We start from the raw sequence: 24,422 nt of genomic DNA, 5'->3' as shown, positions 1-24,422 counted from the left end.
CTAGATGTGAACAAATGTGCTCAATGGGTGAAGTCAAACTTGAGTTTAGCTATATATACCAGCACATTTTATTTGGTTTACATCAGTCTGTCATACACATTAGGCGTAATGAGAGATTGATGCTCTAGTTCAGGTGAGCTGCTTTAAGGAAGCTTGTCTATTTCAATACAGGAATTTAAGTATGGCAAAGCTATTTTTAGTTTGTGGTCCTACAGGGGCTGGTAAAACGACCTATTCTATGTCGTTATGTGAGGAAGTTGGTGCTGTCAAGTTCTCAATTGATCCCTGGATGCAGACATTATTTGCGAAAGATATGCAGTCGCTTGATTTTTCCTGGATGATGGAACGTGTGGGTCGGTGTCACGAGCAAATATGGGAAGTCTGTGAGCAAATTTTATCGTTAGGCGGCAATGTTGTACTTGATCTGGGCTTTACGACTAAAGCTCAGCGTGACCTTTTTGTCAGCAAAGCGAGTGAGCTAGGTATTAGAGCCGAGATCCATTATCTTGACGCACAAAAGGAGGTTCGCAGAAAGCGAGTCGCTAAACGGAATATAGAAATGGACCCGAAGGTATACTCGTTTGAAGTAACGGACATGATGTTTGACTTCATGGAGCCCAAGTTTGAAGTGCCGACCGACAGTGAGCTCGAGCATGGCTGCAAGGTGAGCGCGTAAGAAAATAGCCGAGGAATATTACGCCGCTTCCGTGACAGAGCGTTTAGTACTTAAGGAACCTTATGAAGTTAAGTCGAACTATTGTTTTGCTTGTACTCTTGCTCTGGGGGGGCATAGCCTGGCCGTGGCTTTGGCAAAATCAGGGATGTAAGATCGACTTTGTTCAGCTCAATTTTCGGCACATTGCCGATGCTTTAGAAATGCATAAGTTAAAAACAGGTCGATATCCTAGTAATGAGGAGGGACTTGAACACTTAGTCTCTGCAAAAATAGCCGGATCTGAGCTTGGCTATATTAGGGCAGTGCCAGAAAGCAGGTGGGGTAATGACTATTACTATTTTAATCTTGAAGAGAAGGTGATTTTGCTTTGGGAGCTCGGTTCTGACGCCTTGTCAGGCGGTATGGGTGATCGCCAGGATGTATGCTATGTGGTTAAGTTTGCATCAGGCAACTCGGATTTGGCCTCCAATGTCAAAGTCGTTGTTGCAAAATTATCTGAGAAAATTGCCCCGCAATGTGCTGTTATATATTCTGGCTTTTCGTCAGTGTCATAGCAAGCGGGGCTTGTGGATATTTGGTTGGTTCAGCCAGCCTGACAGAGGTTTTTATCGGTTTGACTATTTTATCTGTCAGTAACAGAACAGTGCTTTGTTTGCGGGTATCCTGAATATCATAATGTGTTTCCAAGAGAGTTATCAAAGAGTGTGATTCTGCGTCGTCAGACAAACCTTATAGAGGGAATTGCTCGTTTCTTATGCGGAATCTTAGTGTATAATTTGGTCATATCTCTGATGCTGGTTTCATTGGAGTTTGTTCGACAGCTTGCACTTAATATATTTCATACCTTAATTTTTTTGTATGCTAAATGGAAAATTGACTTTGGATTAACAATGAAAAGTTTATTTATAACTGCAATTCTACTCGCTTTTTCGCATAACACACTTGCCGCAACAGACCTCGTGAAAGACGCAATTATTACTGGTATCTCAAACACAAACGGGAACGTGAATACATTTACGATTTGGCTAGAGGGTGGTACAGGTCTGTGTGCTAATAAATCTATCTCTTTTCCTGTGACAGCGGCTGGATCAAAAGAGAGTCATGAGAGAGCTTATTCGGCAGCTCTGACTGCTTTTGCTACTGGAGATAAAATAATGGCACACAACTACTACAACACGGATTGCCATAATGCGGCATATATAAAGGTGAGTAAGTAACCTTTAACACACAAGTGAGTAAGATTTGTACACTAAGGCAGATTAAAATATCAAATGTTTCACTGCCTGATAGGCTACCACAAACTTGTAGTCACCTTTTCTCGAATTTTCCCGGAACTATTGCGGACACAATGGCTTTTATCTTAGCAAAGTAGAGCGACTCTAATTCCAGAGCAGTGATTGAGTCGCTTTATCTAAAACAATGTTTTATTTGAGTATATATTGACTACACAGTGTCGGGGCCAGCCAACTCGGTTAGCCCCATTAGGTTTCCTAAAGCTTAAAGCGCTCCACTAATCTGATGGGCTCACCATCCACATCTAATACAGCAATCACTTTCAGGACACCATTTTCAAGTTTGCCTGGTTCGTTCAAATGTGGCTGCCAGCGTTTTTTCTCATAAGGCGCAATGGTGACGTCCTGCTCCCAGAGTGTTGGCTGAGCTTCGGGAGTCTGATAGGGCAGAAACTGCACTGACAATTTACCATGGGTGTCTCCCGAATACGGGCCGGTCAGGGTGATCTCTATATCTGATTTATCTCGATGCAACTGTGCGTTTAAATACACACCGTCAAAGTGCTGATTTTCAAGCGTGATCTGGCCTGGCTGGGTTAAACCTTTCCAGCTCACAGAATAGTCAACTTTGCTCTGTTTTGCTGACAGAGGCAGGTTATGTGTTCCTGGCAACAGGGAGTAGGATGTCCCGTTTTGCAGTGTGACTTCGGCCGCCTGCTCACTCGGGTTATGGGCAAAGATAAACGGGGTCTGGCCGTCAAATCTTAGTTTTAATTCAATGCCACTGAGCGCAAACAGGGCACTGTCAGAGAGCTTACCTTGCCAGTCCTGCATCAGGGAGTACAGGTTTTTACTAATAACGGGATGCTTAGTAACACTCGTTTGTTGAGCTAACAGTTCGCGCAAGGTTGCCATGCAGCCCGGCAGTTGAGCAGAAAACTCGACACACGTATTAAAAGCCCGGTGCGCCAAAGCTGCATTAGCAAAGTACCAGGGGTTGGCGGTGTCTTTGCTTAGTTCCGGTACCTTATATGTGTGACCGAACAGGTAAGGGGTGATCGTGTGGTTCATGTTGCGACCAAGCAACGTAACCTGTTGAAAATTAATTGCGCTTAATGTGTCGTCCGCCATTTTAAACAGCACGTTCTGCTGGCTGCTGCCGGATTTAATTTCAATGGCGAGACCAGCATGGGTGCGCTGCAGATTCACGCCCAATTGCGAGGTTTGTTTTAAACTCTGCAATACGCTGGGTGTCAGCGCAATTTCCTGAGAGGTCCCCTTTGAGGTGTTATCGACCGATAACCGGGTGCCATCTTTAAGTATCACTTTTATCATTTGATCTTGTTCAAACTCGGCTTTGTCTGTGAGTCCGGCGCGTTTAGCCAAGCTGTCTGTCGTGAGCTTGGTAAGTAAGCCGAACCCTATTTCCCCCCGTGTGTGTTGTTCGGGTTGCAGAGTCAGCAAAGCTGAAAAAGACTCTTTACCAATTGGGTTTATGGCAGGGTGAGAAGCGGGTGCCGGGTAATCTAACACAGGATGTGTGGCATTGTGTTTTGGAGTGATATCTAAGCGTTGCAGCTGCTTTTGGTCATTGCTGCGTAGCCAATAGCCTGCGCCATTTTGCTCCCAGGGCCCACGCACAATATAAAAGCTGGGGTGTGCTGAATGGACGAATCTGGCAAAATCGCGCTCCAGTTTTGGCCAGTCTGCAAAGGTTTCTTTAAGTAGGGCATTGGCCGTTGGCAATGTGGCTTCTGAGTCCGGGTTCAAAGCCATTAATGAGCTCAGGTAGCGCTTAAAGTACTGGTAACGGATGGGATCACTGAGTAAAAAGTGCACAATAAAAAAGTTAAGGCCCCGGCGTAATTGTGGGTCGTCGTTGATTTGCTCAAAACTGGGCTGTGCATTTTGATGATATTGCGCCAGCCCCAGTGACTGGTAGTTCATCGGTGCGCGGTCAAACACCATGACTCTGAGCTGTTTTTTGTTGCTGTCATAGGTATGGCTTGCGATGGCATCAGCCATGCCTTCCGTGATCCAATTCGGTGCCCAGGTCGAGTGGCCGTTCAGTGCCATGTGAAAAGCGTGCATGGTTTCGTGGATCACAATATAACGCTGGTGGTGCTGGCGGTGGCTGGGGAAACTATATCCGGCACGGTTATAATACATGGTTTCACCGCCCGCTGTTTTGTGTACACCACGCAAAAACCCGTCATCCAGCATGGCTTCACGCACGCGCTCCCGAGAGCTGCCGTACACGACGGCAATACGCTGGTGCTCTATGTTAGCAGGCGCCATACCAAACAGCTCAACATAATGAGGGTAAGACATCTCCAGTAACTCAAGATATAAGCGCACTTTTTCTTCGCTCAAGTCACTTTTCAGTGCAAAGTGTTTGCTGACCCACCAGTTGTAACCTCGGCTATTGGTGATCTTGCCCTCGCTATAGGTGCGTGGGATCTGCTTGCCTACATACGTGATGTCTATGTGATTTAACGTGCTGGTTCTGCCAGCAACGTCAATATCAACGCGCATCTGGGCAGGGCTCGGTATGGCCTGAGCACGCTGTTGTGATAATTGTGCTCTGGAATCTTGATGGGGTTTTTCTATTGACTGACAGCCACTCAGTAGTGCCAGCGCAATTAAACTCAAACGTAACATTTTGACTTTCTCTTATTAGTGTTTTATGTATATTGTATACAATAATAATCAATAGGATCCAAGTCAATGTCGATAAGTACACCGTCCAGTCAGCCAGGGCCTGAGCTGCAAACTGGAAATGTTCAGCACCGTGGGTTTAGTCGCGCTTTCTATGTGGCTAATCTGATGGAAATTTTTGAGCGGTTAGCCTGGTATGGCTTTTTTGCTGTGTCGTCTGTGTATATGACCACGCCCAGTGCACAAGGGGGCGTGGGTTTTACTGATCTTGAGCGTGGTGCTGTACAGGGGATAATTCCATTTTTTCTCTATCTTTTACCTGTGCTGACCGGCGCGCTGGGTGATCAGCTCGGTTATCGAAAAATGTTTTTACTGTCGTTTGCCATCATGGCGCCTGGCTATTATTTGCTGGGTCAGGCGCAAAGTTTCTGGCCGTTTTTTGCTGCGTTAAGTTTGGTTGCATTGGGGGCTGCGTGTTTTAAACCTGTGGTTGTGGGTACCATTTCTCATAGTACCAATGACAGCAATCGCGGTCTGGGGTTTGGTATTTTTTATACCATGGTGAATATTGGCGGCTTTCTGGGTCCTTTGCTGGCCGGCGCATTGCGCGCTATCAGCTGGGATGCGGTGTTTATGATGTCGGCATGCTGGATCCTGGTTAACTTTATTCCCGTGTTGTGGTTTTATCGTGACCCGCCTAGTCTCAAACGTGAAAAAGCGCCACTGAGCAACGTGATCAGAGAGGCCCAGTCAGTATTGGGCAATGGTCGTTTTGCATTGACTCTGTTGATTGCTGTCTTGCTGCTGATGTGTTCAGGTGTCGAAGTGCTCAGCTATGCGCAAGCATTCTCCTGCATTGGATTGTGGCTGGTGATTAATCTGATCTGGGATCGTATTGCATCGAAAGTAGGGCCGTCGAGTGTCAGCTGGTGGGCTCAGCCAATGCGAGTGAGCAATGTGCGTTTTGCTTTGTATCTGGCCATTATTGCCGGGTTCTGGACGGTTTATAATCAGTTGTTTTATACCTTGCCCTTGTTTATTCGCGATTATGTAGATACGCGCGACTTGTTGAACTTTATCGCCTGGTTTGGTGAAGATGCTGTCTCGTTCTTTGCTTATGTCGACAGTACGCAGTTGCAAGAAGCGGTGCAGGCATTGCATGCCCAGTTGCATGGAGGTACTCAGCCAGCTGCTGAAGCGTTGCGCCTGGAGTGGGTGCATCTGAAGGTGAATGTGCCAGCCTCAGAGCTTTCAGCCCTGATGACACACTTACAATCACTGGAAGTGTTGACAACGATTCAGTTGCAGCAGTTTACCAGCGCGTTGTTAGCATATCGCCAGATTAACCCGGAGTACTTGATTAACCTCGACTTCGCGGCCATTGTGCTGCTCCAGATTCTGGTGAGTTATTTATGTCAGCGGATCCGTCCTTTTTACGTGCTGACGGCCGGACTGGTGGTGATGTGTTGCGCGTTTGCTCTGATGGCAGTAGAGCTGACAGCCACGGGAGGCGCGGTAATAGTAACTGTGATCCTGCTGATTGCATTGGGCGAAATGCTCACCTCTCCGAAGAGCCAGGAGTATGTGGCCAGCATTGCGCCGCCTTCTCAGGCAGCCTTATATATGGGGTACTACTTCGTCTCCATGGCACTGGGTTTCTTGTTCGCCGGGTTCTTATCTGGCTGGAGCTATGCAACTTTGGTGCAACAGGATGGCCGCCCGGATTTAATGTGGGCGCTATTCGGTGGTCTTGCCTTGCTTACAGCGATCGCTTTGTATTTGTTTAATCGATATGTAATCGAGGGCTCAACGCACGAGATTTCATCTGCACCACAGACAAGCTAGTTAGTGTATTTGCAACCTGGATACGTGACGTTGATTGCTTTTAGTCGCAGTTAGTTTGCCTTTGTAAGCGTGCTGTGACTAGACTGACTCGACTAATTACTACAAAAAAGAAGCGAATATGTTGAAAACAACTCTGATCAGTGCTGCTGTGCTTATGGCCTGTGGCAACGCATTTGCTGACACTCTGGTTCTTAATGCGGATGCCGCACTGGATGTGAAGACGGGTAAGTTGATCCGCCCGGCCACTGTGGTGGTTGAAGATAACACCATAGTGTCTGTGGCGCGCAGTAATCGCAGGGCTTACCCTGAAGACGCGACAGTGATCGACCTCAAAGGTCACACATTATTGCCCGGATTATTTGATATGCACGTGCATCTGACCGGGGATTCTCAGGTACACGGCTATAAACGTTTACGTCGTACAGCACCGCGTTCGGCAATTACAGGGGTGCGCAATGCCAAACGCACATTGGCTGCGGGTTTTACTTCCGTTCGTAACCTGGGCGCACCAGGTTATGCCGACCTGGCATTACGAGATGCCATTTATGATGGCGATGTGCCAGGGCCGCGGATATTTGCTTCTGGCCCTGCGCTTGGGATCACCGGTGGCCATTGTGATAATAATCTCTTTACCCATGAGCATAAGGTGGTTGCAGCTGGTGTAGCGGATGGCCCGTGGGCTGTCAGGCAAAAAGTACGTGAGAACATCAAGTATGGCGTCGATGTGATCAAGTTCTGTGCAACAGGTGGGGTGTTGTCAAAAGGCACTAAAGTCGGCGCACAGCAATATTCTTTTGAGGAAATGCAGGCATTGGTGGCAGAAGTCCATTTACGTGGATTGACGGTCGCAGCGCATGCGCATGGCACCGATGGCATTAAGTCTGCTATTCGTGCCGGGGTCGATTCAGTTGAGCATGTGAGCTTTTTGGACGATGAAGCCATTGTGCTTGCCAAAAAGCACGGCACTTACTTTTCAATGGATATTTACAACACGGAATATATCCTGAGCGAAGGGGAAAAGGCCGGTATTTTACCTGAAAGCCTGGATAAAGAGCGTAAAGTGGGTGGCACCCAGCGGGCGAGTTTTACCAAAGCCGTTAAAGCTGGCGTCAACATGGTATTTGGCTCAGATGGTGGGGTTTACCCCCATGGCCAAAATGGTAAGCAGTTCAGTCGTATGGTTAAATTCGGCATGAATGAGCTACAGGCGCTTCAGGCTGCAACCATCAACTCGGCATCACTACTAAAAATGCAGGACAAACTGGGCTCTTTAGAGGCTGGAAAATTGGCTGACATTATTGCTGTACCAGGTAATCCGCTGGAGGACATTCAGGTTATGGAAACCGTTACTCTGGTGATCAAAGACGGCAAAGTAGAAGTTGATCAACGCCAGTAACAGGAATTAGCGTTTTAAACATACCGGCGACAGGCCGGTATGTTTGATTTTATCCGCAGGCTTTGCTCATCGCCAGAATAGAGCAGGTAAGTGTCCCCAGGCTGCCAGGACTGCGCACAACTGCAGGGCCATAATAAGCAATATACCATCTCTCATACTGCCTTTTGTTTTTATACCTTGCTGGTAACACTGCCACAATGAACAGATCAAACTGAATGGCAACAAAGCGGTCAGAGTGGTAAGAGAGATGCTCGCGAGAGTGACATCGCCAAAAGCCAGAAAAGACTGATTTAAATACAGAAGGATTGGCACACTAAAGGCCAGTAAATTCATCAAACCCCACTGCAGGCGTCGGAAGCTAGTAAAGCGTTTGGTTACCAATCTGAACAGTGCAAAGATCAGAATGTATAAAAAGCCACACAATCCGAGTAGCAGGCTGGCCCAATATAGTGAGATTTCAACTGCATTGGCTTTTTTAAAGGTTTTCAGGCCGTTGCTTAATATTAGCTCACCGGCCTGGTTGGTAAAAAACACATGAGATGCCTGAGTTCGCTCGGAGTCCCGGTAAAGACCACCTTCGATGTGGTGCAGTATTCGAGGGGCACTTTGCAACGAGTGTAGTGTGATTTGCTCACCAGATGCCGAAACCCAAACGAGCCCGAATAGTTTATCAAGGAACTCAAATTCAGCCATATTATTGGGCGACAGTTCATACACACCAAGCCAGGCAGACATGTCCTTTGTCGATGTGCCGGGCTGAGCAATTTTGGTTTCATTTAACTCGAGTAATTCGACGAACAAGGCTTTGAACGCTTCATAGTCGGCGCTTTCACTGTCCGTGTTGATAGCGTAAAAGTAACCTTTCTTTTGCTCCGGGAACACGCAGATATTGGCGCGAAAACCAAAAGTTGTGCCTGGGTGGCAATGGCCGATAACACCATATCTGTCGCGGTTTGCAAATGCCAGACCCCGGCCAATTTCCAGACCCGCTTTGTCTGCGTTTGTAATGTGATAATCAAAAAGTTTGTCCATTAATTCGGGGTCAACAATGGCTTCCCCATTAAGCACGCCATCGCTCAATACAAACTGGATGAATGTGGCCATATCTGACGCAGTTGTGGTGAATTGACCAGCAGGTCGGGTATAAACAGGCACGGCGCTCTGGGCAACCTGGTTTTCATGGTACCCCATGGCCAGTGTGGTGTTGGCACTTTGACTGGTAAATTCGAAGGTGCTGTCATGCATACCCAACGGAATGAGCAAGTGTTGATCCAGATAGGCTTCATAGCGTTGATCGGTGACAGCTTCTATTACCATTCCAAGCAACGTATAGCCCATATTGGAGTATGAATATTGAGTACCAGGCTCAGTTCTTATTTTGAGTAGCGCTTTATTCTCTGTCGGAAAAGCCTGAGCAAGTGGTGTAACTGGTGTGGGCGTGGTACTCAAAAATTGCCACATACGAATATTGTCCAGCCCGGCTGTATGCGTGAGCAGATGCTTAACGCGCACAGGTGCACGGGTTTCCCAGGGGTTATTAAAATGCAGGTTAGGCAGCAAAGGCTGAACCGGGGTTTCGAGTGTCAACTTCCCCTGAGAAATTAACCGCAAAACCCCCAGTGACAGGACGGTTTTAGTGACTGAGCCAACATGCATTTTTTGATTGTGTAGCATCTTCTGCGAGTGTTCAATATTGGCATATCCTGCGCTGCCTGTTGTGACCTGTGCCTGAGTCACCATGCCCCAGGTGATCCCCGACAGTGCCTGTGCGTCGAGCAATGTTTGTATTTTGTTTTGCTTGGTCTCTGCATAGGTCAAATTTGACAGCAACAAAGTGGCCAATATGATAAGACTTCTGAGCATTGACTTCTCCTTACCCGGCTCTGGTCGTGCGCCCGTACCGTGATTTTTGAACATCTGCTGAGTTAAAAAAGGCGAGGGCTGATAAATTTCGCCTAAATTTAACAAGTTACTATGTGAAAAAGTAGTGAAGGTAGGGCAATAAAATCCGTAGTGAGATAGAAGACACGATGAGAATTCGTGTCGCCAGTGCTCGTTCAGTATTTTTAGATGTGTCAGGATAAACCCCTAACATATTGTAAATATTGACCTTCTGTTGGATAATTGAAAAGCTAAAATAATAATAACAAATACAGCCGAATGACAGCATGAGCAGGAATAGATAAGCAAACAGGCTCATTGTTTCGCAAGGCGCTTTTTTCGGGGAGCAATAAATGAATGTATTGGGCACGCTAATTTACGCCTGTATGTTTGGTATACTGGCGTTGGCTTTGTTACAGGCGGTTAATAAACCCAGGCAAATGCAAACGACTTACCTGATAGCCTTGCTGGTTTTACTGATCATCCATGTTTGCGGTGAGTTAGTCGTATATACGGGCGCTTATCAATACGTCCCCTGGCTGGTGGGGGCGCAATATCCCTTACGTGTACTGCTTGGGCCTGCCTTGTATTTGTATGCCTGTGCCACTATGTCTCCTAACCCTGAGTTTTCAAAACGCACCTATCTGTGGGCGCTGTCGGGCCCGGTGCTGGTGATTGCGGTGATGCTGCCGTTTACCATTAGCCTAAGTTCTGCGGAAAAGCTGGCACTGGCAGATCCCGCCACCCGTAACCCTGAGCACTATAAGCTAGCGTTATTTTCCTGTTTTGCAGCAACGCAAATCTTTGTTTTGTATACGGCTGTTTATTTCTTCCGTGCATTGAAACTGCATCGTCGTCATCGTCAGCAATTGATGGAGCGGTTTTCCGAAATTGAGTCACGCTCTTTAAGCTGGTTTGGGGTCATTTTACTGTCCTGGGGATTAGTGTGGTTGTGCTACGCCACCGGTTACGTTTCGGTTTTCTATGGCTGGCGTTGGTTCGGGCAAGGCGTGATTTTGCCTATTTTTGAAACTTGTGTCTTACTGGCATTTGCGTATCTGGCGTTGAAACAACCCATATTGGTTAAGGCCGACAAAGGAGAGCCCAGATCTGAGCAGCCGCGCACGTCGACGGTCAGTCTGGATAGAATGCAACGTATTGCGGTTAAGCTGCAAAGCGCGATGAAAGAAGAGCACTTGTTTATGGAAGAAGACTTATCTTTGAATAAACTTTCTAAAGCAATTGGTATAAGCGAAAACCATATTTCAGAGACTTTGTCGCAATTGCTAAAAACCAATTTCTTTCAGTTTGTGAATGGCTATCGGATCTCACACGCTGAAAAACTGCTAAAAGAAACAGATATGCAGATCCTGACTATTCAGTTTGAAGTTGGTTTTAACTCAAAATCGACTTTCAATACGGCATTTAAAAAAGCCACGGGGCTCACACCATCTTTGTACCGTAAACAACAAAAGGCTGTAACAGCCTAAAAAATATATAAATAAAAAGTTCGAACGGGCCCAATCGAACGACAATCCTGAGGTACTCCCTGACAATGGCGTTACTAAACACGCACAGGCCACAACCGAATAGAGGTTGCCTGATATTATCATTGTAGGGAGTTCTAACTATGTCTCACCAACTCGCGGCGCGTATTGCCGGCTTTTTATTTCTGATCTCGACCAGCTCTTATATGTATGCTGACAGCATATTGTCGCCGCTACTCAGACTGCCCGACTTCCTTAATCAGGCAGCACAAAATCAGTCAACACTGGCGCTGGCTGCGTTACTTGAGTTTATTAACTGTGCAGCGGTTGTTGGGATTTCCATTGTGATTTACCCCATTATCAAGCGATATAGCGAACGGGTTGCCATTGGTTATATTGCCGGTCGTGTGATAGAAGCAGCCATGCTGATATCTGGCGCGGTGATGTTGATGACATTCGGGGCGATGGGAGAGAAACTGGCAGCCAGTTCGGTGATGCACAGTGAGCAGCTTTATATTATGGGCAGTGCGCTGAAAACGGAGCGCTATTTTAGTTTCCTGATGGGTATGATAGCACTGGCCATTTTCGGATTCCTGCTGAACATAACTTTGTTTAAATATCGCCTGGTACCGCGTGTATTAGCAGGTCTTGGGTTGCTCGGTTATGTCATGCTGTTGTTGAAAGTACTGTTCGATTTCTTTGATGTGAGTGTGGGTGGTGCCTGGATGTATATACCTGGTGGCTTGTTTGAGTTCCTATTACCACTTTGGCTTATTTTCAAAGGGTTTGATTTGAGCGCTGAGCCGCAGGCAGGCACATCAGGCAAATAAGCAGAATGGCCGGGCAATGGATTGCCACCCTTCTGGCATGTGTTCTTCCGAAGCTTAAAAGGGAGGCGTTAATACCAATATTAAGACCAATATTAAAAGCCATAGGCAACACCATAGCTGAAAATAACAGCAGCGATAAATAGCACTAAGCATGCTTTGGTACTTTTAAAGTGCCAGTTTTGTGAACGCCCTATTGAGTAGATGAATAACCCTGTGAGCACAACTGTGGGTTCGTAGAAAAGCCGCATCGGTGCATCAAACGGAAAGAAAAACAGGCCATGGATCAAGCGACCCAGCCCGGGTGGTAATAGCATTATGGCTGCAAGGAGTATCCAGTGGGCGTGTACATGCGGTGAGTCAGTGCGCAAAATAGCTTTATACATGAATAAAATAAAGGCAGGGAAAAGTACCAGATCCAGGCTCAATACGAGCCTGAAAATAATGGAGGTATTAAATTGAGCCTGAAATATATTGGCGTATAGCGATAAGGTAGAAAGGATAAACGTCAGTAAGACACAGATTGATAAGTACCCAAAAATACGATGATGGGTGTAGCGTTGATAGTGAATAAGTGTTGCCTGAACCAGCATGCCTGCGATCCACAAAAAAGACACCGAGGCGTGCGAGTGGTGCGCTTCAGTTAAGGATGAAAACTGCAGTACATAACTTGGAATAAACCCCAGTAAAATCAGCAGACCAATTGCCCAAAGCCATTTAACATAGAAGGACATGGGCAAGGTTGAGTGTGCGTACTGTACAGTGTGCGGGGCCTGTTTATCATCCGTGGTGAGTAAGCTGTGCGACATGCTTTTATTCCGCTGAGTCTGAAACGTACGGTGAAATTTTTATCGAAACGGTGTCTTCAGGTGCACTGATCCGGCATCGCCCTCCAATTGGTATAGTAAAGATGGGCGTGGTGTGGCCAAAGTCGAGGTTACACACAACCGGGCAGTGTTTGAGTTGCTCAAAGCTACGCAGAACCTCAATCAGGTCGTTGAGTTCGACTTTACTGTCTTTTTGAAACCGGCCAATCATCAAGCCCTGAATGTGTTCTGCTCCTCGATGAGACAATAAGGATTGTAGATTGCGTTCGAATTCCGTCAGAGTCAGCTCACCAAGGAGGTTGTCTTCTTCTAAAAACAAGACGGCACCTGTCAGGTCTGGCATATACTGAGTTCCCTGTAGCAGGTTGAATGAACACAGGTTGCCGCCTAAAATAGTGCCTTCACAACTTCCCGGGGTGACGATAACCGGTCCTGTATTTTTGATAAATTGCCGCCTGGCCTGGTCGATAAACCAAAGATCATCTGACCAGGTTTCAGATACATCCAGTACATAGTCAGTACCAAGCAGTAATGCGTGTTCAAAGTGCTTTAAAGTGTACTCAAAGCCTTGTTGCATACCAAATGATGAAAAGTGTGGCCCCAGAAAAGTTATCTGACCTGTTTTGGCATAGATGGCATTGAGCAGCACGGTGATGTCAGAATAGCCGCACAAGGGCTTAGGCTGAGTACGGATCGTTTCCCAGTCAAGGTGGTCGAGTATTCTGTTGGCATTGTGGCCACCTATGGTGCTCAGGATCAGTGCGATGTTAGGAGCTGCATAGGCTTCATTGAGATCTTGTGCTTTGTCTGTTATCAGTTGCGCCATGGTATCCGACTGGTGGATGTAATGCTTTGCAAAGTCACACTGAATATCAAGCCCTGCCAGCGTTTCAATGGCAGTGGCCACGGTCTCTTCTGATAGGATGTTTGCCGATCTGCTGGGTGAGACAATACGTGCAATTTTCTTTTGTGTGCTCATAAACGTCCTCTAATTCTTTGATGCAGTGGTGGCGTCTGCCGTAACAAAAAACTGCTGAATGATGGGGCAAACCAGCTCCGGTAATTCCTGGTGAGCGGCATGCGCAGTGAATGGGATATTCGCAAAACTTGCGTCAGTCAGTTTTGCTTTGAGGGCAACGGCTTCTGGCAGAGAAAATAAAAAGTCATCATCGCCTCGCATGATGAGGGTAGGGCATGTGATCTGGCTGACCAAATCGCAAGGATATCCCGATTCGCTGGTATCAAGCCAGAGTGTCTTCACCGCACTAATCAGAGCGGGGAAGTCAGGGGACGGATTTGAGGCGTTATAATAAGCGACTCCTTCAGGAAATAATTCTGTCCAAAGTTCAACCGTCAGGCCTTGCAGAGTGTCAATGGTCGGATCATTTTCTTCCAGCCGCCAGGTCGACCCCAGAGTAACCAGACGAACAACCTGCTGAGGGTTCTGCGCCGCCAGGCGATAGGCAACGATACCGCCATCACTGAAGCCAAACAGGGCATATTGCCTGATACCCAGCGCCCTAAGCAGGGCTTGTATGTCTTTCTGATACTGGGCATAAGTCAAGGGGGCATCGCCCAGGTGTGATTTTCCTTGTCCGCGTAAATCGATGGATATCAAACGGAAGTGCTCAATCAGATACTCACTAAGCACATCCAGGTCCCGGGTTGAACCCAGGCCACCATGGATCATGACCAGAGGCAAACTATTTGGATTGCCACTGAGTTCATAGTGGAGCAAGGCGCCGTTGATGTCTGCATATGCTGACTGCTTATTCATGATCATATCCTTTAACTGCGTTGTTATTATTTGACATTGTTCTTTTGGAGCCGCGCTATCGTGTTCTGTCTTCTACCTCGTCAAAAGTTTCTACCGAAATACGCTGTGCAAGTTCACGCATCCGCTGCATTCTTTCCGGGTTGCTGTTGCCCCAGAAATGCAGCCAGTCTTCGCGAGAACGCCATTTGGCTATGGTCAGTATTTTGTTTGGCTGGTCGGTGCTTTGTAACATAAAACTGCCAAGTGCACCGTCAACAGAATGGTGTATTGCATCGGTTGTTTTTTGCCATGTGGCCTGAAACTCAGTCATATTTTCAGTGGGGACCTGCCACTGATAAATCACTCTGAACATAACTAATTATCCTTAATGTCATTCCATGACCGCCATATGGCGCAACGACAGCAAGCGTGTGGTTAAGCTCTTAGCTTAAAAGGCTATCATTGGTTGTATTGAACTGCAGGCGCTACCTATATTCTGAGCGATGTCTCCTGACACTGGTTGTCAAAGAGATACTCAGGCAATCAAAAAGTGGTTACTCAGTATGCAGGGCAATGCAGTTGCCTTCAGAATCTTCAAATTCCGCAACCCAGCCGAATCCGCAAATAGAGGTTTTGGGGTAGAGGGTTTTTCCACCCAGTGACAAAACCTTAGCCAGCGTGGCATCTATGTCTTCTGTATGGAAATACAGCCGTGCCCCCGCTTTAGAAGGAATATAACTGTCTCCTTTGACGAGTGCGCCGGTGATCCCGGCTACCTGATCGTTTGATGGGAAGAGAGCCATGTCGTGACCATCGATGAGGGCACGTTCGAACTCAAAGCCAAAAACGGCTTGATAAAAGGCCGTGGCGCGATCTAAGTCGGTCACCGGAATTTCAAAATATCTCACTGGGTTATTCAGAAGCATCTTATCCGCCTTTTTGAGGTGTTTTGTTTAGTATGGCACGTCTTGGCCATACTCTGATTTTAGGAGCTCGTTGCTCTGTGTCCAGAACTGGTTTTGAGCCACCTGCTCGCTGTGATACATGCTTCATGGTGTCTCAGTCATATTACGTTTGTATGCTCGGCGTATAATATATGGGCTGAAAAATGGCCTGTCCGCTAAGCCCATTAAAACGAGATTTGACGAAGTTTACAAGTGGTTTTGTATTGGGAACAAATTGACATCATCAACAGTCAGAAAGGGGGGCAGTCAGGCGACTGTGTTCACTCTTTCACGTGTATTCAATTTCATTTGTTATCGGAGACGGCCCCAAAGACATGTTGCACTTTGCTGCGCTTGAACCCAATGGATTCATAAAACGTATGCGCCTCCTTTCTGGATTCATTACAACGAACGCGATATTGCCCTAACTGGTGCGCCAGTGCATGTTGTACCAGCATACGACCCACACCCTGGCCACGAGTGTCAGGAAGTACAACCAGTCCACCGATTTCATAAAAGCTGTTGGAAGCCAGCCGTCGGGCGAAGAAAACATGTATCCAGCCAACAATGCGACCGCCTATTTGAGCAACGAATACCTTGTCGACCGGAGAGTCCAGCAGTGCAATGAGGTTGGCATGAGATTCCTCCGGCGACAGACTTGTGTATCCGAGGTGCTCAGAGACCAGAGCAATTTCCTGTGAATCAGACGCTTGCGCAGCTCTGATGGTAATAGCCATATGATTGTCCTTAAAGTGATATAGCGGATAAACCGGATTGTGAGTTTGGTCGAGCTAAATCATTAATTGCTAACTGGCACCTTAGCGTATGTAATCTAAAGTTTTTTAATCAATAGTTGAATGCCTTCATGCCCTGTAATTGAAATAAACGGTTTGTTCCCGTTTACTTCAAACTCACTGTATTTGATTGTGGCTTTTTTATCAAAGCCTAATTTGTTGGCAAAGATATGTTGAGAAATATTGCCGGTGGCTTCGGCCTGCGCGTATTGAAACCCCAGAGTTTTGGCCGCTTGTAAACATTCAGAAATGAGCGTAACCACCATGCCTTTTACTTTGATGTTGGCATCTGTGGCAACAAACTTGATATTCAGGTAAGTGTTATCAGCCAATTCACCTTTGTTAAAGTAAGTGCTATTTAGCGAATCAATCAACGCTGCTATCGGGTTCTCATTTCTTTCAGGTGATGCATTCACTGAGTCTGACAAATCTGAAGCCAGTAGCACGCCAATAGCTCGACCCGAGTTAACCTCCTTAGCGATGAATCCCAGGCCCTGAGCGGCACATAGATTTGAAAGGTAGAGGATATAATCTGAAAATTCCTGCGGATCTGCAGTATTTAAGTGCGCCAGGGGTTCTCGTTCATGGAACTCTCTGACTAGCAGCCTGGCGGCTTCTTCGGCATTTTGGGTGTCTATTTTGCGAATAGTGTAATCAGTTGGCATGTGATAAATCCCGGTGACATAATGACCCTTATATTACAGTACTCACAAGGTGGGGTCAGAACATTTTGACCAAGATCAGTGACGTCATCGGGGATGGTTGCGTCTCAGGCTGATATCGGCATTGAGACGTCTCTGGTGAGCACAGTGGTGGGAGTGCATAGCTGAGTGTCTCAAAGCGTCACCCTTGATTGGGTTTGAACTGAGATATTAAAGCTTCAAATTCTGCCTGCGAAGTTGGCACATGGGTATCTAGTGTTTTGATGATACTTAGAATATTTTCCTTTGTACTGGCAATGTCTTCCTCGCTTTCGATCATTGAGACAATGTAAAAGACACACTGGTCACTGAGCGTTGATACTGAGACCAAATGACTTTCTTCGGCGTCATTATGGCGCTTCAGATGCCAGTAAAGAAGCGCTGACCCATCGAGCCATGCTTGCTGATGCACTTTGACTGTGTGATCTTTGGAGGCGTGTTTTAGATAATTAAACTCATGATCCAGATGACTTTCTAAGATGCTTTTTAGACCTGCTTTCTTTGCATCTTTGTCAGAAAATGAAGCAATGGGTATCGCCACAATCTGATAAGGGATCGCCTGATATTCAAAGTGCGTTGCGCTCTTTGGAGTGACTTCTTCTGCAAACTTAAGGCTAAAGTAGCTTTGACATTCCGGATATCCATTCAGCCACTTTGTGGCGCCATTGTTTTCCCATGCCCACATACCCGCATGACCATTCAGACTGAATGCCATCAAGATAATACCAATATACTTAAATTTCATGGTTTTTCCTTAAACGTATAGACTTACAAGAAGGGCATGATTGAGTTTGCAGTCAGTGACACAACTATCCACTCTCGGTATTCTAAAACTCGTATCTGCCGTCCCTTTGCAATCACTCTACACCAACACGTCTGAAAAAACTTCTGACAATGTCACCATAAAAATTCTGAACGGTTTGACCTCAAGGAAACTGTTGTTTGGGCAATAAAGGTCAGGCTGGTTTGTGAGCGGAGGGGAGTAAATTGGCCTGCAAAAATAAAGGGAACTGGAGCTTGTGTAACACCTGTTACTTACAGGTTACGTGAAAAGAATTGGCGTTAGGTAAACCTGTTATGGGTAATAAAGGCAGGATTTAGTGAAATTAAATTCCAAAAATCAATAGGCTAATGAAATATTCACTAAAGTGAAAAAAACTAATGTAAATTTAAATTTACAAACTTTGTAAACATAGTTAAATAAATGTTCTAATTTGTTGTTTATTTTTTCTTCACATGCGCTACATTTTGATTGGAAATTAACCAAACAACAAAAAAGGAACAAGTATGCGTAAACTAAACACACTGGCTTTTGCCGTTCTGGCAGGCCTATCTGGACAGTCCATGGCTCAGGCCGAGTTATTGACAGCAGATCAGGGTAAAGCCATTCCAGACAATTATATTGTCGTGTTTAAAACGCCAACCGTGCTTAATACACAAAGCGCTATGGCTATCTCTGATTATGCGACCACCCAGGCACAGGCACTTAGCAATGCTTATAATGTAAGCGTTGCTAAACGCTTTAACGGCGTGCTAAACGGTGTGGTAGTCAAGGCATCTGAAGGCGATGTTAAAGCAATGCTTAAAGACCCTAACATTGCTTATATTGAGCAAGATCAGATTGTCACTGTTACACCTCAGGCTTCTGGTGATCAGAATAATGCGATTTGGGGCCTTGACCGTGTCGATCAGCGTGCATTGCCTTTGAATTCAAACTATCACTATGACTTTGACGGCACAGGTGTGACCGCGTACGTCATCGATACTGGTGTGCGTATTTCGCACAGTGAGTTCGGTAATCGTGCAAGCCATGGTTATGACTTTGTTGACAACGATGCCGACTCCTCTGACTGTAACGGTCACGGTACACACGTCGCTGGTACTATCGGTGGTTCAGAGTACGGTGTTGCGAAAAATGTCAACGTTGTAGGCGTTCGCGTATTAGGGTGTAATGGATCCGGTTCGTATTCTGGCGTGATTTCAGGGATTGACTGGGTTAAAAATAATGCGTCAGGCCCGTCAGTTGCTAACATGAGTCTGGGTGGTGGTGTATCTCAGGCTGTTGATGATGCGGTTAATGCTGCTGTTGCCTCGGGTGTTACCTTCGTTGTGGCTGCGGGTAATGATAATAGCGATGCCTGTAACTATTCACCTGCTCGTGCGGCTGACGCGATAACGGTAGGTTCTACAACAAGCAGTGATGGCCGCTCTAGTTTCTCTAACTATGGCTCTTGTCTGGATATCTATGCGCCAGGTTCAAGCATCAAATCTGCATGGTATAACTCAGACAGCGCTACTAACACTATCAGTGGTACCTCAATGGCAGCACCTCATGTTGCAGGTGCGGTGGCTTTATACCTTGACCAGGATCCGACGCTTACACCAGCTCAGATTGACTCATTGCTGAGCAGCAGAAGTACTAAAGGTGCGGTCTCTGATGCAAAAGCAAGCTCGCCTAATGAATTGCTTTATACGCTGGAAGGTGATGCGCCACCACCACCGCCTCCTCCGGGCCCAACTGAGCTTGTTTCGGGTGTAGGTGTGTCGGCGTCAGGTGCGTCTGGTTCAGAAACCTTCTATAAGCTTGCTGTTCCAGCGGGTGCAGCGTCGGTTTCGTTCACTCTGGCTGGTGGCTCGGGTGATGCGGACCTGTACGTTCAACAAGGCACTCAACCGACTCAAAGCAGCTACGCGTGTCGTCCATATAAAAACGGCAACAACGAATCATGTGAGTTCTCTAACCCGGCAGCGGGTGACTGGTACGTAATGCTACATGGTTATAGCCAGTACTCAGGCGCTACACTGACAGGTACTTTTGGTGATGCTTCAGGCTGTGGTGCAAACTGCCTTCAAAACGGCGTGCCAGTCACGGGGTTGTCTGGTGGTACTAACACAGATACCCGTTATACAATCGAAGTACCGGCCAATGTAACCTTGAATGTGAGCATTTCAGGTGGATCAGGTGATGCGGACTTGTATGTCCGTAAAGGCACTCAGCCAACCACTAATAACTATGATTGTCGTCCATATCTGTCTGGCAACACAGAAAGCTGTAGTCTGAGTTCAGGTGCAGATGGCGGTACTTACCACATCATGGTACGTGGATACAGCAGTTACTCAGGCCTGACTCTGCAAGGCAGTTTCTAAACAGTACTGAGTAAGTAATATAGAAAAGGCCGCTTTGGAGCGGCCTTTTTATTTTGCTGGTAACAATCAATAGACTTTGCAGATCAAACCCTTCAGGTAAAACCCTTCCGGATAACAACCCGCAATAGGATGGTCAGCAGCCTGATTGAGTCGCTCCATAATTAATAAATCCTTGCCGGCATCCAGCGCGGCGTCAGCCACGACTTTCTGGAATAGGTTTTGCTCCATCAGGCCTGAGCAAGAGAAGGTCAATAAAGTCCCACCTGGCTTGAGCAATTGCATTGCCAGCATGTTGATGTCTTTGTAACCGCGACATGCACCATTGAGCTGTGCTTTACTCTCAGCAAATTTAGGTGGATCCATGACGATCGTGTCAAACTGACGGCCTTCTTCCCGATACTGTCTGAGGAGCTTAAACACGTCTTGTTTAACAAACTGAGCACGGGATACATCCAGCTCATTGTGCTCGACATTACGTTTCGCTGTATCCAAAGCTGGCTGAGACACATCGACATTAATGACTTCATCACAGTCGCCGCGCAGCGCATACAAGCCAAATGTGCCTGTATAGCAGAAACAATTCAGTACAGATTTACCCTTTGAAAAGCGCTCCAATGCTGCTCGGCTGTCTCTTTGGTCCAGATAAAAACCTGTTTTATGCCCGGATTTTATATCGACTTCTATTTTTAAGCCGTTTTCCATGATCACAACGGGTGCCGTTGGCTCGTCCCCCCACAATACGCCAGTGGTTTTCTCAAGCCCTTCTTTTTTACGCACATCGACGTCAGAACGTTCGTAAATATGACACTCAGGGAACAGTGTTCTCAGCGCTTGTACAATTTCGCCCTTGTGACGCTCTGCACCGGCGCTGAGTAACTGACAAACCAGATAGTTATCAAATTTGTCTATGGTAATGCCGGGTAAACCATCTGACTCCGCCGCACACAATCTGAAACCGGTTAACTGTCCTTCCTCAATGACCTGTTCGCGGGCTGCGAGTGCGCGTGCGAGGCGGCGTTCGAAAAAGGCCTGATCGATTAACTCTGCTTGATCGAAACTCCAGATCCGGGCGCGGATCTGTGAATCGGGGCTATATGCGGCTGTTGCGAGGTATTGTCCGTCGTGACTATAAATGGTCACCGTATCGCCAAGCGCAGGCTTACCTTTGACTTTTTTGATTGCCTTGGAAAAGATCCAAGGGTGTTTTCTTTTTAAAGATTTTTCACGGCCAGGTTGTAAATACAGCGCGCAAGACATATAAATTCCTTACTATGGATAATGGTGACATTTTAGTGAAGCCAATAAAAACATACAATCAGAACCATAAGGTTAAGGGATAAATGACAATAAATATGACGGAATTAGAGACGGCATGCAGAGATTTTATGCTTACAACCGAGTTTGCCGATACCGCCCATGATTTATCACACATCCTGCGTGTGGTTAAAACCGCTAAGCAACTCTGTGCTGCGGAGGGGGCTGATCTTGAAATTGTGCTGCCGGCAGCCTGGCTACACGACTGTGTGGCTGTGGCCAAGAATCACCCGGACAGGCCGATTGCGTCGAAATTGGCCGGGGACAGGGCGGTTGCCTTTCTATCAACACTGGATTATCCAGAGCACAAACTCTCAGCGGTACATCATGCGATAGTTGCACACAGCTTCAGTGCCAACGTGCCACCCGATACGCTGGAAGCCAAAGTTGTCCAGGATGCAGATCGTATGGATGCGCTTGGGGCGATTGGGGTGAGTCGATGCATGAAAGTCGGCGGGGCTATTGCCAGACATATGTATCACATTGATGACCCATTTTGTCAGCAACGAGAAGCGGATGATAAAAAGTACACGTTAGATCACTTCTACATCAAGCTGCTTAATATTGCGGAGCAAATGCACACACAGTCGGCAAAACAAGAAGCGCAGCGCCGAACTGAGTTTATGCGTGGATTCTTGCACGAGTTGGGCAGAGAGATAGGGGCTTCTGACTAGCGGGTCATACGCTTTACGAAAACAACGACAAACAACGCCAGCGAAAAGCTCCCGGTAAACGCCTCAACTGTGGCGATTAACCGGGTAATGCCGGTCGGTGTTATGTCGCCATAACCCAGTGTAGTAAAGGTGACCACACTGAAATAAATGCAGTTGAGCAATGTACTGAGATTGTCTGACCAAGAGGCTTGACTGGAAAACTGGATCAGCCCGTCGTTATAATTTATCCCGAATATAAAGTAGCATATTGCGCAGGCGACTATCATACCTAAGCTGAAGCGGATCACATTTTCGGGCTTTTCGCCGTAGCCGCAAAGCATATCAACAAAAGAGGATACCAACCGGCGTTTGGATAATTTAGGGTATTGCGCATGACGCATACGCAGCTCGCTGTAGGTATACTTGCCAGCCATTTCAAACAGACCTTGCTGTTCTGCGCCTTTTCTCAATAAGCGATAGATTTCTTCTGATTGTAAGAACAAATCGTTGGCTTCATCTAAATCTTGTTCTTTTAGTGCTTCACTAGCTTGCTTTTCCTGTAATAATTTGCCGCCAAGATAGAGGTTATCGATACGGGTTTTATCAAGTTTCATACCAAGCAGATTGGTGTTTTCGAGCTTGCAGCAATGAAGGTTAGCATCGCGCAAGTCCGCTTTCATTAACGATGCATTTTTGATGGTGCTGTTGAACAGATGAGCACCTTGCAGGTTGGCACGATAGAAGTTGCTGTATGACAGGTCATACCCTTCATGGTTACCAAATTTAACCAGGTTAAGACCTTCCAGGTTGGCACGTTTTAACTCTAACCCCTGCAAAAGGCCACCCCGTTTTGCATACCGTTCCAGCTTTTGTGTTAACTCCAGACCGCTTTTGTCAAATTTGCTATCATGCCAGAAGCAATAGCCTGAACCCATGTCTATTTCCTGGCATTTATGGCCGTCTGGAGATTCATATTGGCAAAGTGGTTTGTTATTCATGTTACGCCAGTTTAATCCTTCCTATTAGTAAGGGTAGCAGCATTTTTTCAGGGTAAATAAAAAATTGTATCTATGTCATTCGATTATCAATTAAGTATCAGCAAGCGCAGACAGAGTGTTGCGATAAAAGTCACAGCGGATGGCGTGAAGGTGTTTGCACCGCAGGGTATTGACCGGCAATGGCTGGAGGCCTGGCTGAAAAGCAAGTCGAGCTGGGTAGAGGATAAAAAGCGCGCAGTGTCTGCCCAGCAGCAACAGATCCAGTCACCTTTTCGTCGGTATGAAATTCAGATATTTGGTGAACGATATCAGCTGGCGCTGTCGCAGCGTCGTTCTTATATTGATCATGACGCTAAATGCATTGGTCTCAAAACCCGGGCGCAACCAGGTACAGAGGGTGCGCGCAAAGCCCTATTTAAGCTCTTAAACCAGATACTGCTTAGCTATGTAACACCGGTACTGGCTGAGTATTCGGTCCTGATGAACAGTCAGTATCAGGAATTAAAAATACGGGAGTATAAACGCCGCTGGGGCAGCTTGTCTTCAAATGGCACGCTGGCGCTTAACAGCTTGTTGGTTGGTGCGCCTAAGTGGGTTATAGATTATGTTGTTGTGCATGAGCTGGCACACTGTCATGTGATGGCACATAATCAGGCTTTTTGGCAGATAGTGGCACGTCATTATCCCAGATACCAGGAAGCGCAGGCATACCTGAGGCAATATGGAGTTGGGTTACAGATTGAAAAGCCATAGCGCGAGGCTGGATCTATACAGTGACACTGATGGGGATGGTTTTGAGATAGGCAGCCTGAAGCTTGCTTTCGTGCCGTCACTTCAATAAAAAACACCGGTCCGTAATTCAGCCTTATATGCTTGTCTGGACATGCTTGCATGGATAAATAAAGGGGTGCAATACTGCGTTAGGAAAGTGGTGGAGGGGGCTGGATTCGAACCAGCGAAGGCAGTGCCGTCAGATTTACAGTCTGATCCCTTTGGCCGCTCGGGAACCCCTCCTAAGAGAAAAACAAATTGTAAAGTGGTGGAGGGGGCTGGATTCGAACCAGCGAAGGCAGTGCCGTCAGATTTACAGTCTGATCCCTTTGGCCGCTCGGGAACCCCTCCTAAGAGAATACAAATTGTGATGTGGTGGAGGGGGCTGGATTCGAACCAGCGAAGGCAGTGCCGTCAGATTTACAGTCTGATCCCTTTGGCCGCTCGGGAACCCCTCCTCAACATGGGCGCTGATAATATCAAAGTTTTTAGTGAAGTAAAGAAATGTCCTAAAG

At 46.7% G+C, this 24,422-nt stretch carries 22 protein-coding genes and 3 tRNA genes; 10 read left to right on the top strand and 15 right to left on the bottom strand.

Annotated elements, in window-relative coordinates:
- Positions 1 to 181: 181 nt before the first annotated feature.
- From QNM19_RS08330 to QNM19_RS08320, 3 genes are all read left to right on the top strand, one after another.
- Positions 182 to 676: a P-loop nucleotide/nucleoside kinase family protein gene (locus QNM19_RS08330; protein ID WP_049864384.1), complete on the top strand. Its 495-nt coding sequence runs from the start codon at positions 182 to 184 to the stop codon at positions 674 to 676.
- 62 nt (positions 677 to 738) lie between these two features.
- Positions 739 to 1,230, top strand: coding sequence for a type II secretion system protein GspG (locus QNM19_RS08325; protein ID WP_049864383.1), 492 nt, complete (start codon positions 739 to 741; stop codon positions 1,228 to 1,230).
- A gap of 213 nt (positions 1,231 to 1,443) precedes the next feature.
- Positions 1,444 to 1,893: a DUF5992 family protein gene (locus tag QNM19_RS08320; RefSeq protein ID WP_284026582.1), complete on the top strand. Its 450-nt coding sequence runs from the start codon at positions 1,444 to 1,446 to the stop codon at positions 1,891 to 1,893.
- Positions 1,894 to 2,166: 273 nt separating this feature from the next.
- On the opposite strand, the gene QNM19_RS08315 is transcribed toward QNM19_RS08320, so the two are convergent.
- A complete protein-coding gene (locus QNM19_RS08315; RefSeq protein WP_049864382.1) occupies positions 2,167 to 4,569 on the bottom strand; it encodes a hypothetical protein in 2,403 nt (800 codons plus the stop codon).
- Positions 4,570 to 4,635: 66 nt separating this feature from the next.
- On the opposite strand from QNM19_RS08315, the gene QNM19_RS08310 reads away from it, so the two are divergent.
- Together QNM19_RS08310 and QNM19_RS08305 are read left to right on the top strand one after the other, a co-directional pair.
- Entirely contained in the window at positions 4,636 to 6,411 is a 1,776-nt protein-coding gene (locus QNM19_RS08310; RefSeq protein WP_049864381.1) for an MFS transporter, read from the top strand.
- 118 nt (positions 6,412 to 6,529) lie between these two features.
- On the top strand, positions 6,530 to 7,807 hold the full coding sequence (locus tag QNM19_RS08305) for a Xaa-Pro dipeptidase (protein WP_049864380.1): 1,278 nt from the start codon (positions 6,530 to 6,532) through the stop codon (positions 7,805 to 7,807).
- A 66-nt stretch (positions 7,808 to 7,873) separates the two neighbouring features.
- On the opposite strand, the gene QNM19_RS08300 is transcribed toward QNM19_RS08305, so the two are convergent.
- Positions 7,874 to 9,670, bottom strand: coding sequence for a serine hydrolase domain-containing protein (locus QNM19_RS08300; protein ID WP_284026581.1), 1,797 nt, complete (start codon positions 9,668 to 9,670; stop codon positions 7,874 to 7,876).
- Positions 9,671 to 10,041: 371 nt separating this feature from the next.
- Here QNM19_RS08300 and QNM19_RS08295 point away from each other — a divergent pair, with 371 nt between their 5' ends.
- Both QNM19_RS08295 and QNM19_RS08290 read left to right on the top strand, forming a co-directional pair.
- The gene (locus tag QNM19_RS08295; RefSeq protein ID WP_284026580.1) at positions 10,042 to 11,178 is read left to right on the top strand and encodes a helix-turn-helix domain-containing protein; all 1,137 of its coding nucleotides are present in this window, start codon (positions 10,042 to 10,044) and stop codon (positions 11,176 to 11,178) included.
- A gap of 140 nt (positions 11,179 to 11,318) precedes the next feature.
- The gene (locus QNM19_RS08290) at positions 11,319 to 12,005 is read left to right on the top strand and encodes a DUF4386 domain-containing protein (protein WP_049866511.1); all 687 of its coding nucleotides are present in this window, start codon (positions 11,319 to 11,321) and stop codon (positions 12,003 to 12,005) included.
- 92 nt (positions 12,006 to 12,097) lie between these two features.
- Here the strand turns inward: QNM19_RS08290 and QNM19_RS08285 are convergent, their stop codons facing one another.
- From QNM19_RS08285 to QNM19_RS08250, 8 genes are all read right to left on the bottom strand, one after another.
- Entirely contained in the window at positions 12,098 to 12,811 is a 714-nt protein-coding gene (locus QNM19_RS08285) for a hypothetical protein (RefSeq protein ID WP_284026579.1), read from the bottom strand.
- A gap of 4 nt (positions 12,812 to 12,815) precedes the next feature.
- Complete coding sequence (locus QNM19_RS08280) at positions 12,816 to 13,808, bottom strand: S66 family peptidase (protein ID WP_284026578.1); 993 nt, start codon at positions 13,806 to 13,808, stop codon at positions 12,816 to 12,818.
- 9 nt (positions 13,809 to 13,817) lie between these two features.
- Positions 13,818 to 14,606, bottom strand: a complete 789-nt coding sequence (locus tag QNM19_RS08275; RefSeq protein ID WP_284026577.1) for an alpha/beta fold hydrolase — start codon at positions 14,604 to 14,606, stop codon at positions 13,818 to 13,820.
- Between the two features lie 55 nt (positions 14,607 to 14,661).
- Positions 14,662 to 14,958 carry an antibiotic biosynthesis monooxygenase family protein gene (locus QNM19_RS08270; RefSeq protein WP_049866047.1) on the bottom strand — a complete coding sequence of 99 codons (297 nt, stop codon included), beginning with the start codon at positions 14,956 to 14,958 and terminating at the stop codon, positions 14,662 to 14,664.
- A gap of 181 nt (positions 14,959 to 15,139) precedes the next feature.
- Complete coding sequence (locus QNM19_RS08265; RefSeq protein ID WP_049866046.1) at positions 15,140 to 15,511, bottom strand: VOC family protein; 372 nt, start codon at positions 15,509 to 15,511, stop codon at positions 15,140 to 15,142.
- Positions 15,512 to 15,834: 323 nt separating this feature from the next.
- Positions 15,835 to 16,266 carry a GNAT family N-acetyltransferase gene (locus QNM19_RS08260; protein WP_049866045.1) on the bottom strand — a complete coding sequence of 144 codons (432 nt, stop codon included), beginning with the start codon at positions 16,264 to 16,266 and terminating at the stop codon, positions 15,835 to 15,837.
- A 95-nt stretch (positions 16,267 to 16,361) separates the two neighbouring features.
- Complete coding sequence (locus tag QNM19_RS08255; protein ID WP_049866044.1) at positions 16,362 to 16,988, bottom strand: hypothetical protein; 627 nt, start codon at positions 16,986 to 16,988, stop codon at positions 16,362 to 16,364.
- A 178-nt stretch (positions 16,989 to 17,166) separates the two neighbouring features.
- On the bottom strand, positions 17,167 to 17,769 hold the full coding sequence (locus tag QNM19_RS08250; RefSeq protein ID WP_049866043.1) for a hypothetical protein: 603 nt from the start codon (positions 17,767 to 17,769) through the stop codon (positions 17,167 to 17,169).
- Positions 17,770 to 18,311: 542 nt separating this feature from the next.
- Between QNM19_RS08250 and QNM19_RS08245 the strand changes: the two genes are divergently transcribed.
- Complete coding sequence (locus QNM19_RS08245) at positions 18,312 to 20,171, top strand: S8 family peptidase (protein ID WP_049866042.1); 1,860 nt, start codon at positions 18,312 to 18,314, stop codon at positions 20,169 to 20,171.
- Positions 20,172 to 20,237: 66 nt separating this feature from the next.
- Here QNM19_RS08245 and QNM19_RS08240 read toward each other — a convergent pair whose 3' ends face one another.
- The gene (locus tag QNM19_RS08240; protein WP_138537798.1) at positions 20,238 to 21,428 is read right to left on the bottom strand and encodes a class I SAM-dependent methyltransferase; all 1,191 of its coding nucleotides are present in this window, start codon (positions 21,426 to 21,428) and stop codon (positions 20,238 to 20,240) included.
- A gap of 83 nt (positions 21,429 to 21,511) precedes the next feature.
- On the opposite strand from QNM19_RS08240, the gene QNM19_RS08235 reads away from it, so the two are divergent.
- Positions 21,512 to 22,159 (top strand): HD domain-containing protein, encoded by a 648-nt coding sequence (locus QNM19_RS08235; protein WP_049866102.1) that lies wholly within the window; start codon positions 21,512 to 21,514, stop codon positions 22,157 to 22,159.
- On the opposite strand, the gene QNM19_RS08230 is transcribed toward QNM19_RS08235, so the two are convergent.
- Positions 22,156 to 23,136 carry an ion channel gene (locus QNM19_RS08230; RefSeq protein ID WP_049866101.1) on the bottom strand — a complete coding sequence of 327 codons (981 nt, stop codon included), beginning with the start codon at positions 23,134 to 23,136 and terminating at the stop codon, positions 22,156 to 22,158. The two genes, QNM19_RS08235 and QNM19_RS08230, sit on opposite strands and share 4 nt — an antisense overlap.
- A 72-nt stretch (positions 23,137 to 23,208) precedes the next feature.
- On the opposite strand from QNM19_RS08230, the gene QNM19_RS08225 reads away from it, so the two are divergent.
- Positions 23,209 to 23,889, top strand: a complete 681-nt coding sequence (locus QNM19_RS08225) for a M48 family metallopeptidase (protein WP_049866100.1) — start codon at positions 23,209 to 23,211, stop codon at positions 23,887 to 23,889.
- A 176-nt stretch (positions 23,890 to 24,065) separates the two neighbouring features.
- Here QNM19_RS08225 and QNM19_RS08220 read toward each other — a convergent pair.
- From QNM19_RS08220 to QNM19_RS08210, 3 genes are all read right to left on the bottom strand, one after another.
- Positions 24,066 to 24,150: transfer RNA gene (locus QNM19_RS08220), tRNA-Tyr, on the bottom strand.
- A gap of 23 nt (positions 24,151 to 24,173) precedes the next feature.
- Positions 24,174 to 24,258 (bottom strand) — tRNA-Tyr (locus QNM19_RS08215).
- A gap of 22 nt (positions 24,259 to 24,280) precedes the next feature.
- Positions 24,281 to 24,365: transfer RNA gene (locus tag QNM19_RS08210), tRNA-Tyr, on the bottom strand.
- Positions 24,366 to 24,422 lie beyond the last annotated feature (57 nt).

Source organism: Pseudoalteromonas ardens (assembly GCF_030125445.1).
In the GTDB taxonomy this organism is placed as follows: Bacteria; Pseudomonadota; Gammaproteobacteria; order Enterobacterales; family Alteromonadaceae; genus Pseudoalteromonas; species Pseudoalteromonas ardens.
This window is presented reverse-complemented; position numbering and strand designations above follow the sequence as displayed.

Coding starts and splice junctions, on each gene's coding strand:
- QNM19_RS08315 (WP_049864382.1), bottom strand. CDS start 4,569: ATGTTACGTTTGAGTTTAATTGCGCTGGCACTACTGAGTGGCTGTCAG.
- QNM19_RS08300 (WP_284026581.1), bottom strand. CDS start 9,670: ATGCTCAGAAGTCTTATCATATTGGCCACTTTGTTGCTGTCAAATTTG.
- QNM19_RS08265 (WP_049866046.1), bottom strand. CDS start 15,511: ATGCTTCTGAATAACCCAGTGAGATATTTTGAAATTCCGGTGACCGAC.
- QNM19_RS08305 (WP_049864380.1), top strand. CDS start 6,530: ATGTTGAAAACAACTCTGATCAGTGCTGCTGTGCTTATGGCCTGTGGC.
- QNM19_RS08295 (WP_284026580.1), top strand. CDS start 10,042: ATGAATGTATTGGGCACGCTAATTTACGCCTGTATGTTTGGTATACTG.
- QNM19_RS08235 (WP_049866102.1), top strand. CDS start 21,512: ATGACAATAAATATGACGGAATTAGAGACGGCATGCAGAGATTTTATG.
- QNM19_RS08270 (WP_049866047.1), bottom strand. CDS start 14,958: ATGTTCAGAGTGATTTATCAGTGGCAGGTCCCCACTGAAAATATGACT.
- QNM19_RS08255 (WP_049866044.1), bottom strand. CDS start 16,988: ATGCCAACTGATTACACTATTCGCAAAATAGACACCCAAAATGCCGAA.
- QNM19_RS08285 (WP_284026579.1), bottom strand. CDS start 12,811: ATGTCGCACAGCTTACTCACCACGGATGATAAACAGGCCCCGCACACT.
- QNM19_RS08290 (WP_049866511.1), top strand. CDS start 11,319: ATGTCTCACCAACTCGCGGCGCGTATTGCCGGCTTTTTATTTCTGATC.
- QNM19_RS08280 (WP_284026578.1), bottom strand. CDS start 13,808: ATGAGCACACAAAAGAAAATTGCACGTATTGTCTCACCCAGCAGATCG.
- QNM19_RS08325 (WP_049864383.1), top strand. CDS start 739: ATGAAGTTAAGTCGAACTATTGTTTTGCTTGTACTCTTGCTCTGGGGG.
- QNM19_RS08275 (WP_284026577.1), bottom strand. CDS start 14,606: ATGAATAAGCAGTCAGCATATGCAGACATCAACGGCGCCTTGCTCCAC.
- QNM19_RS08240 (WP_138537798.1), bottom strand. CDS start 21,428: ATGTCTTGCGCGCTGTATTTACAACCTGGCCGTGAAAAATCTTTAAAA.
- QNM19_RS08250 (WP_049866043.1), bottom strand. CDS start 17,769: ATGAAATTTAAGTATATTGGTATTATCTTGATGGCATTCAGTCTGAAT.
- QNM19_RS08225 (WP_049866100.1), top strand. CDS start 23,209: ATGTCATTCGATTATCAATTAAGTATCAGCAAGCGCAGACAGAGTGTT.
- QNM19_RS08330 (WP_049864384.1), top strand. CDS start 182: ATGGCAAAGCTATTTTTAGTTTGTGGTCCTACAGGGGCTGGTAAAACG.
- QNM19_RS08310 (WP_049864381.1), top strand. CDS start 4,636: ATGTCGATAAGTACACCGTCCAGTCAGCCAGGGCCTGAGCTGCAAACT.
- QNM19_RS08230 (WP_049866101.1), bottom strand. CDS start 23,136: ATGAATAACAAACCACTTTGCCAATATGAATCTCCAGACGGCCATAAA.
- QNM19_RS08245 (WP_049866042.1), top strand. CDS start 18,312: ATGCGTAAACTAAACACACTGGCTTTTGCCGTTCTGGCAGGCCTATCT.
- QNM19_RS08260 (WP_049866045.1), bottom strand. CDS start 16,266: ATGGCTATTACCATCAGAGCTGCGCAAGCGTCTGATTCACAGGAAATT.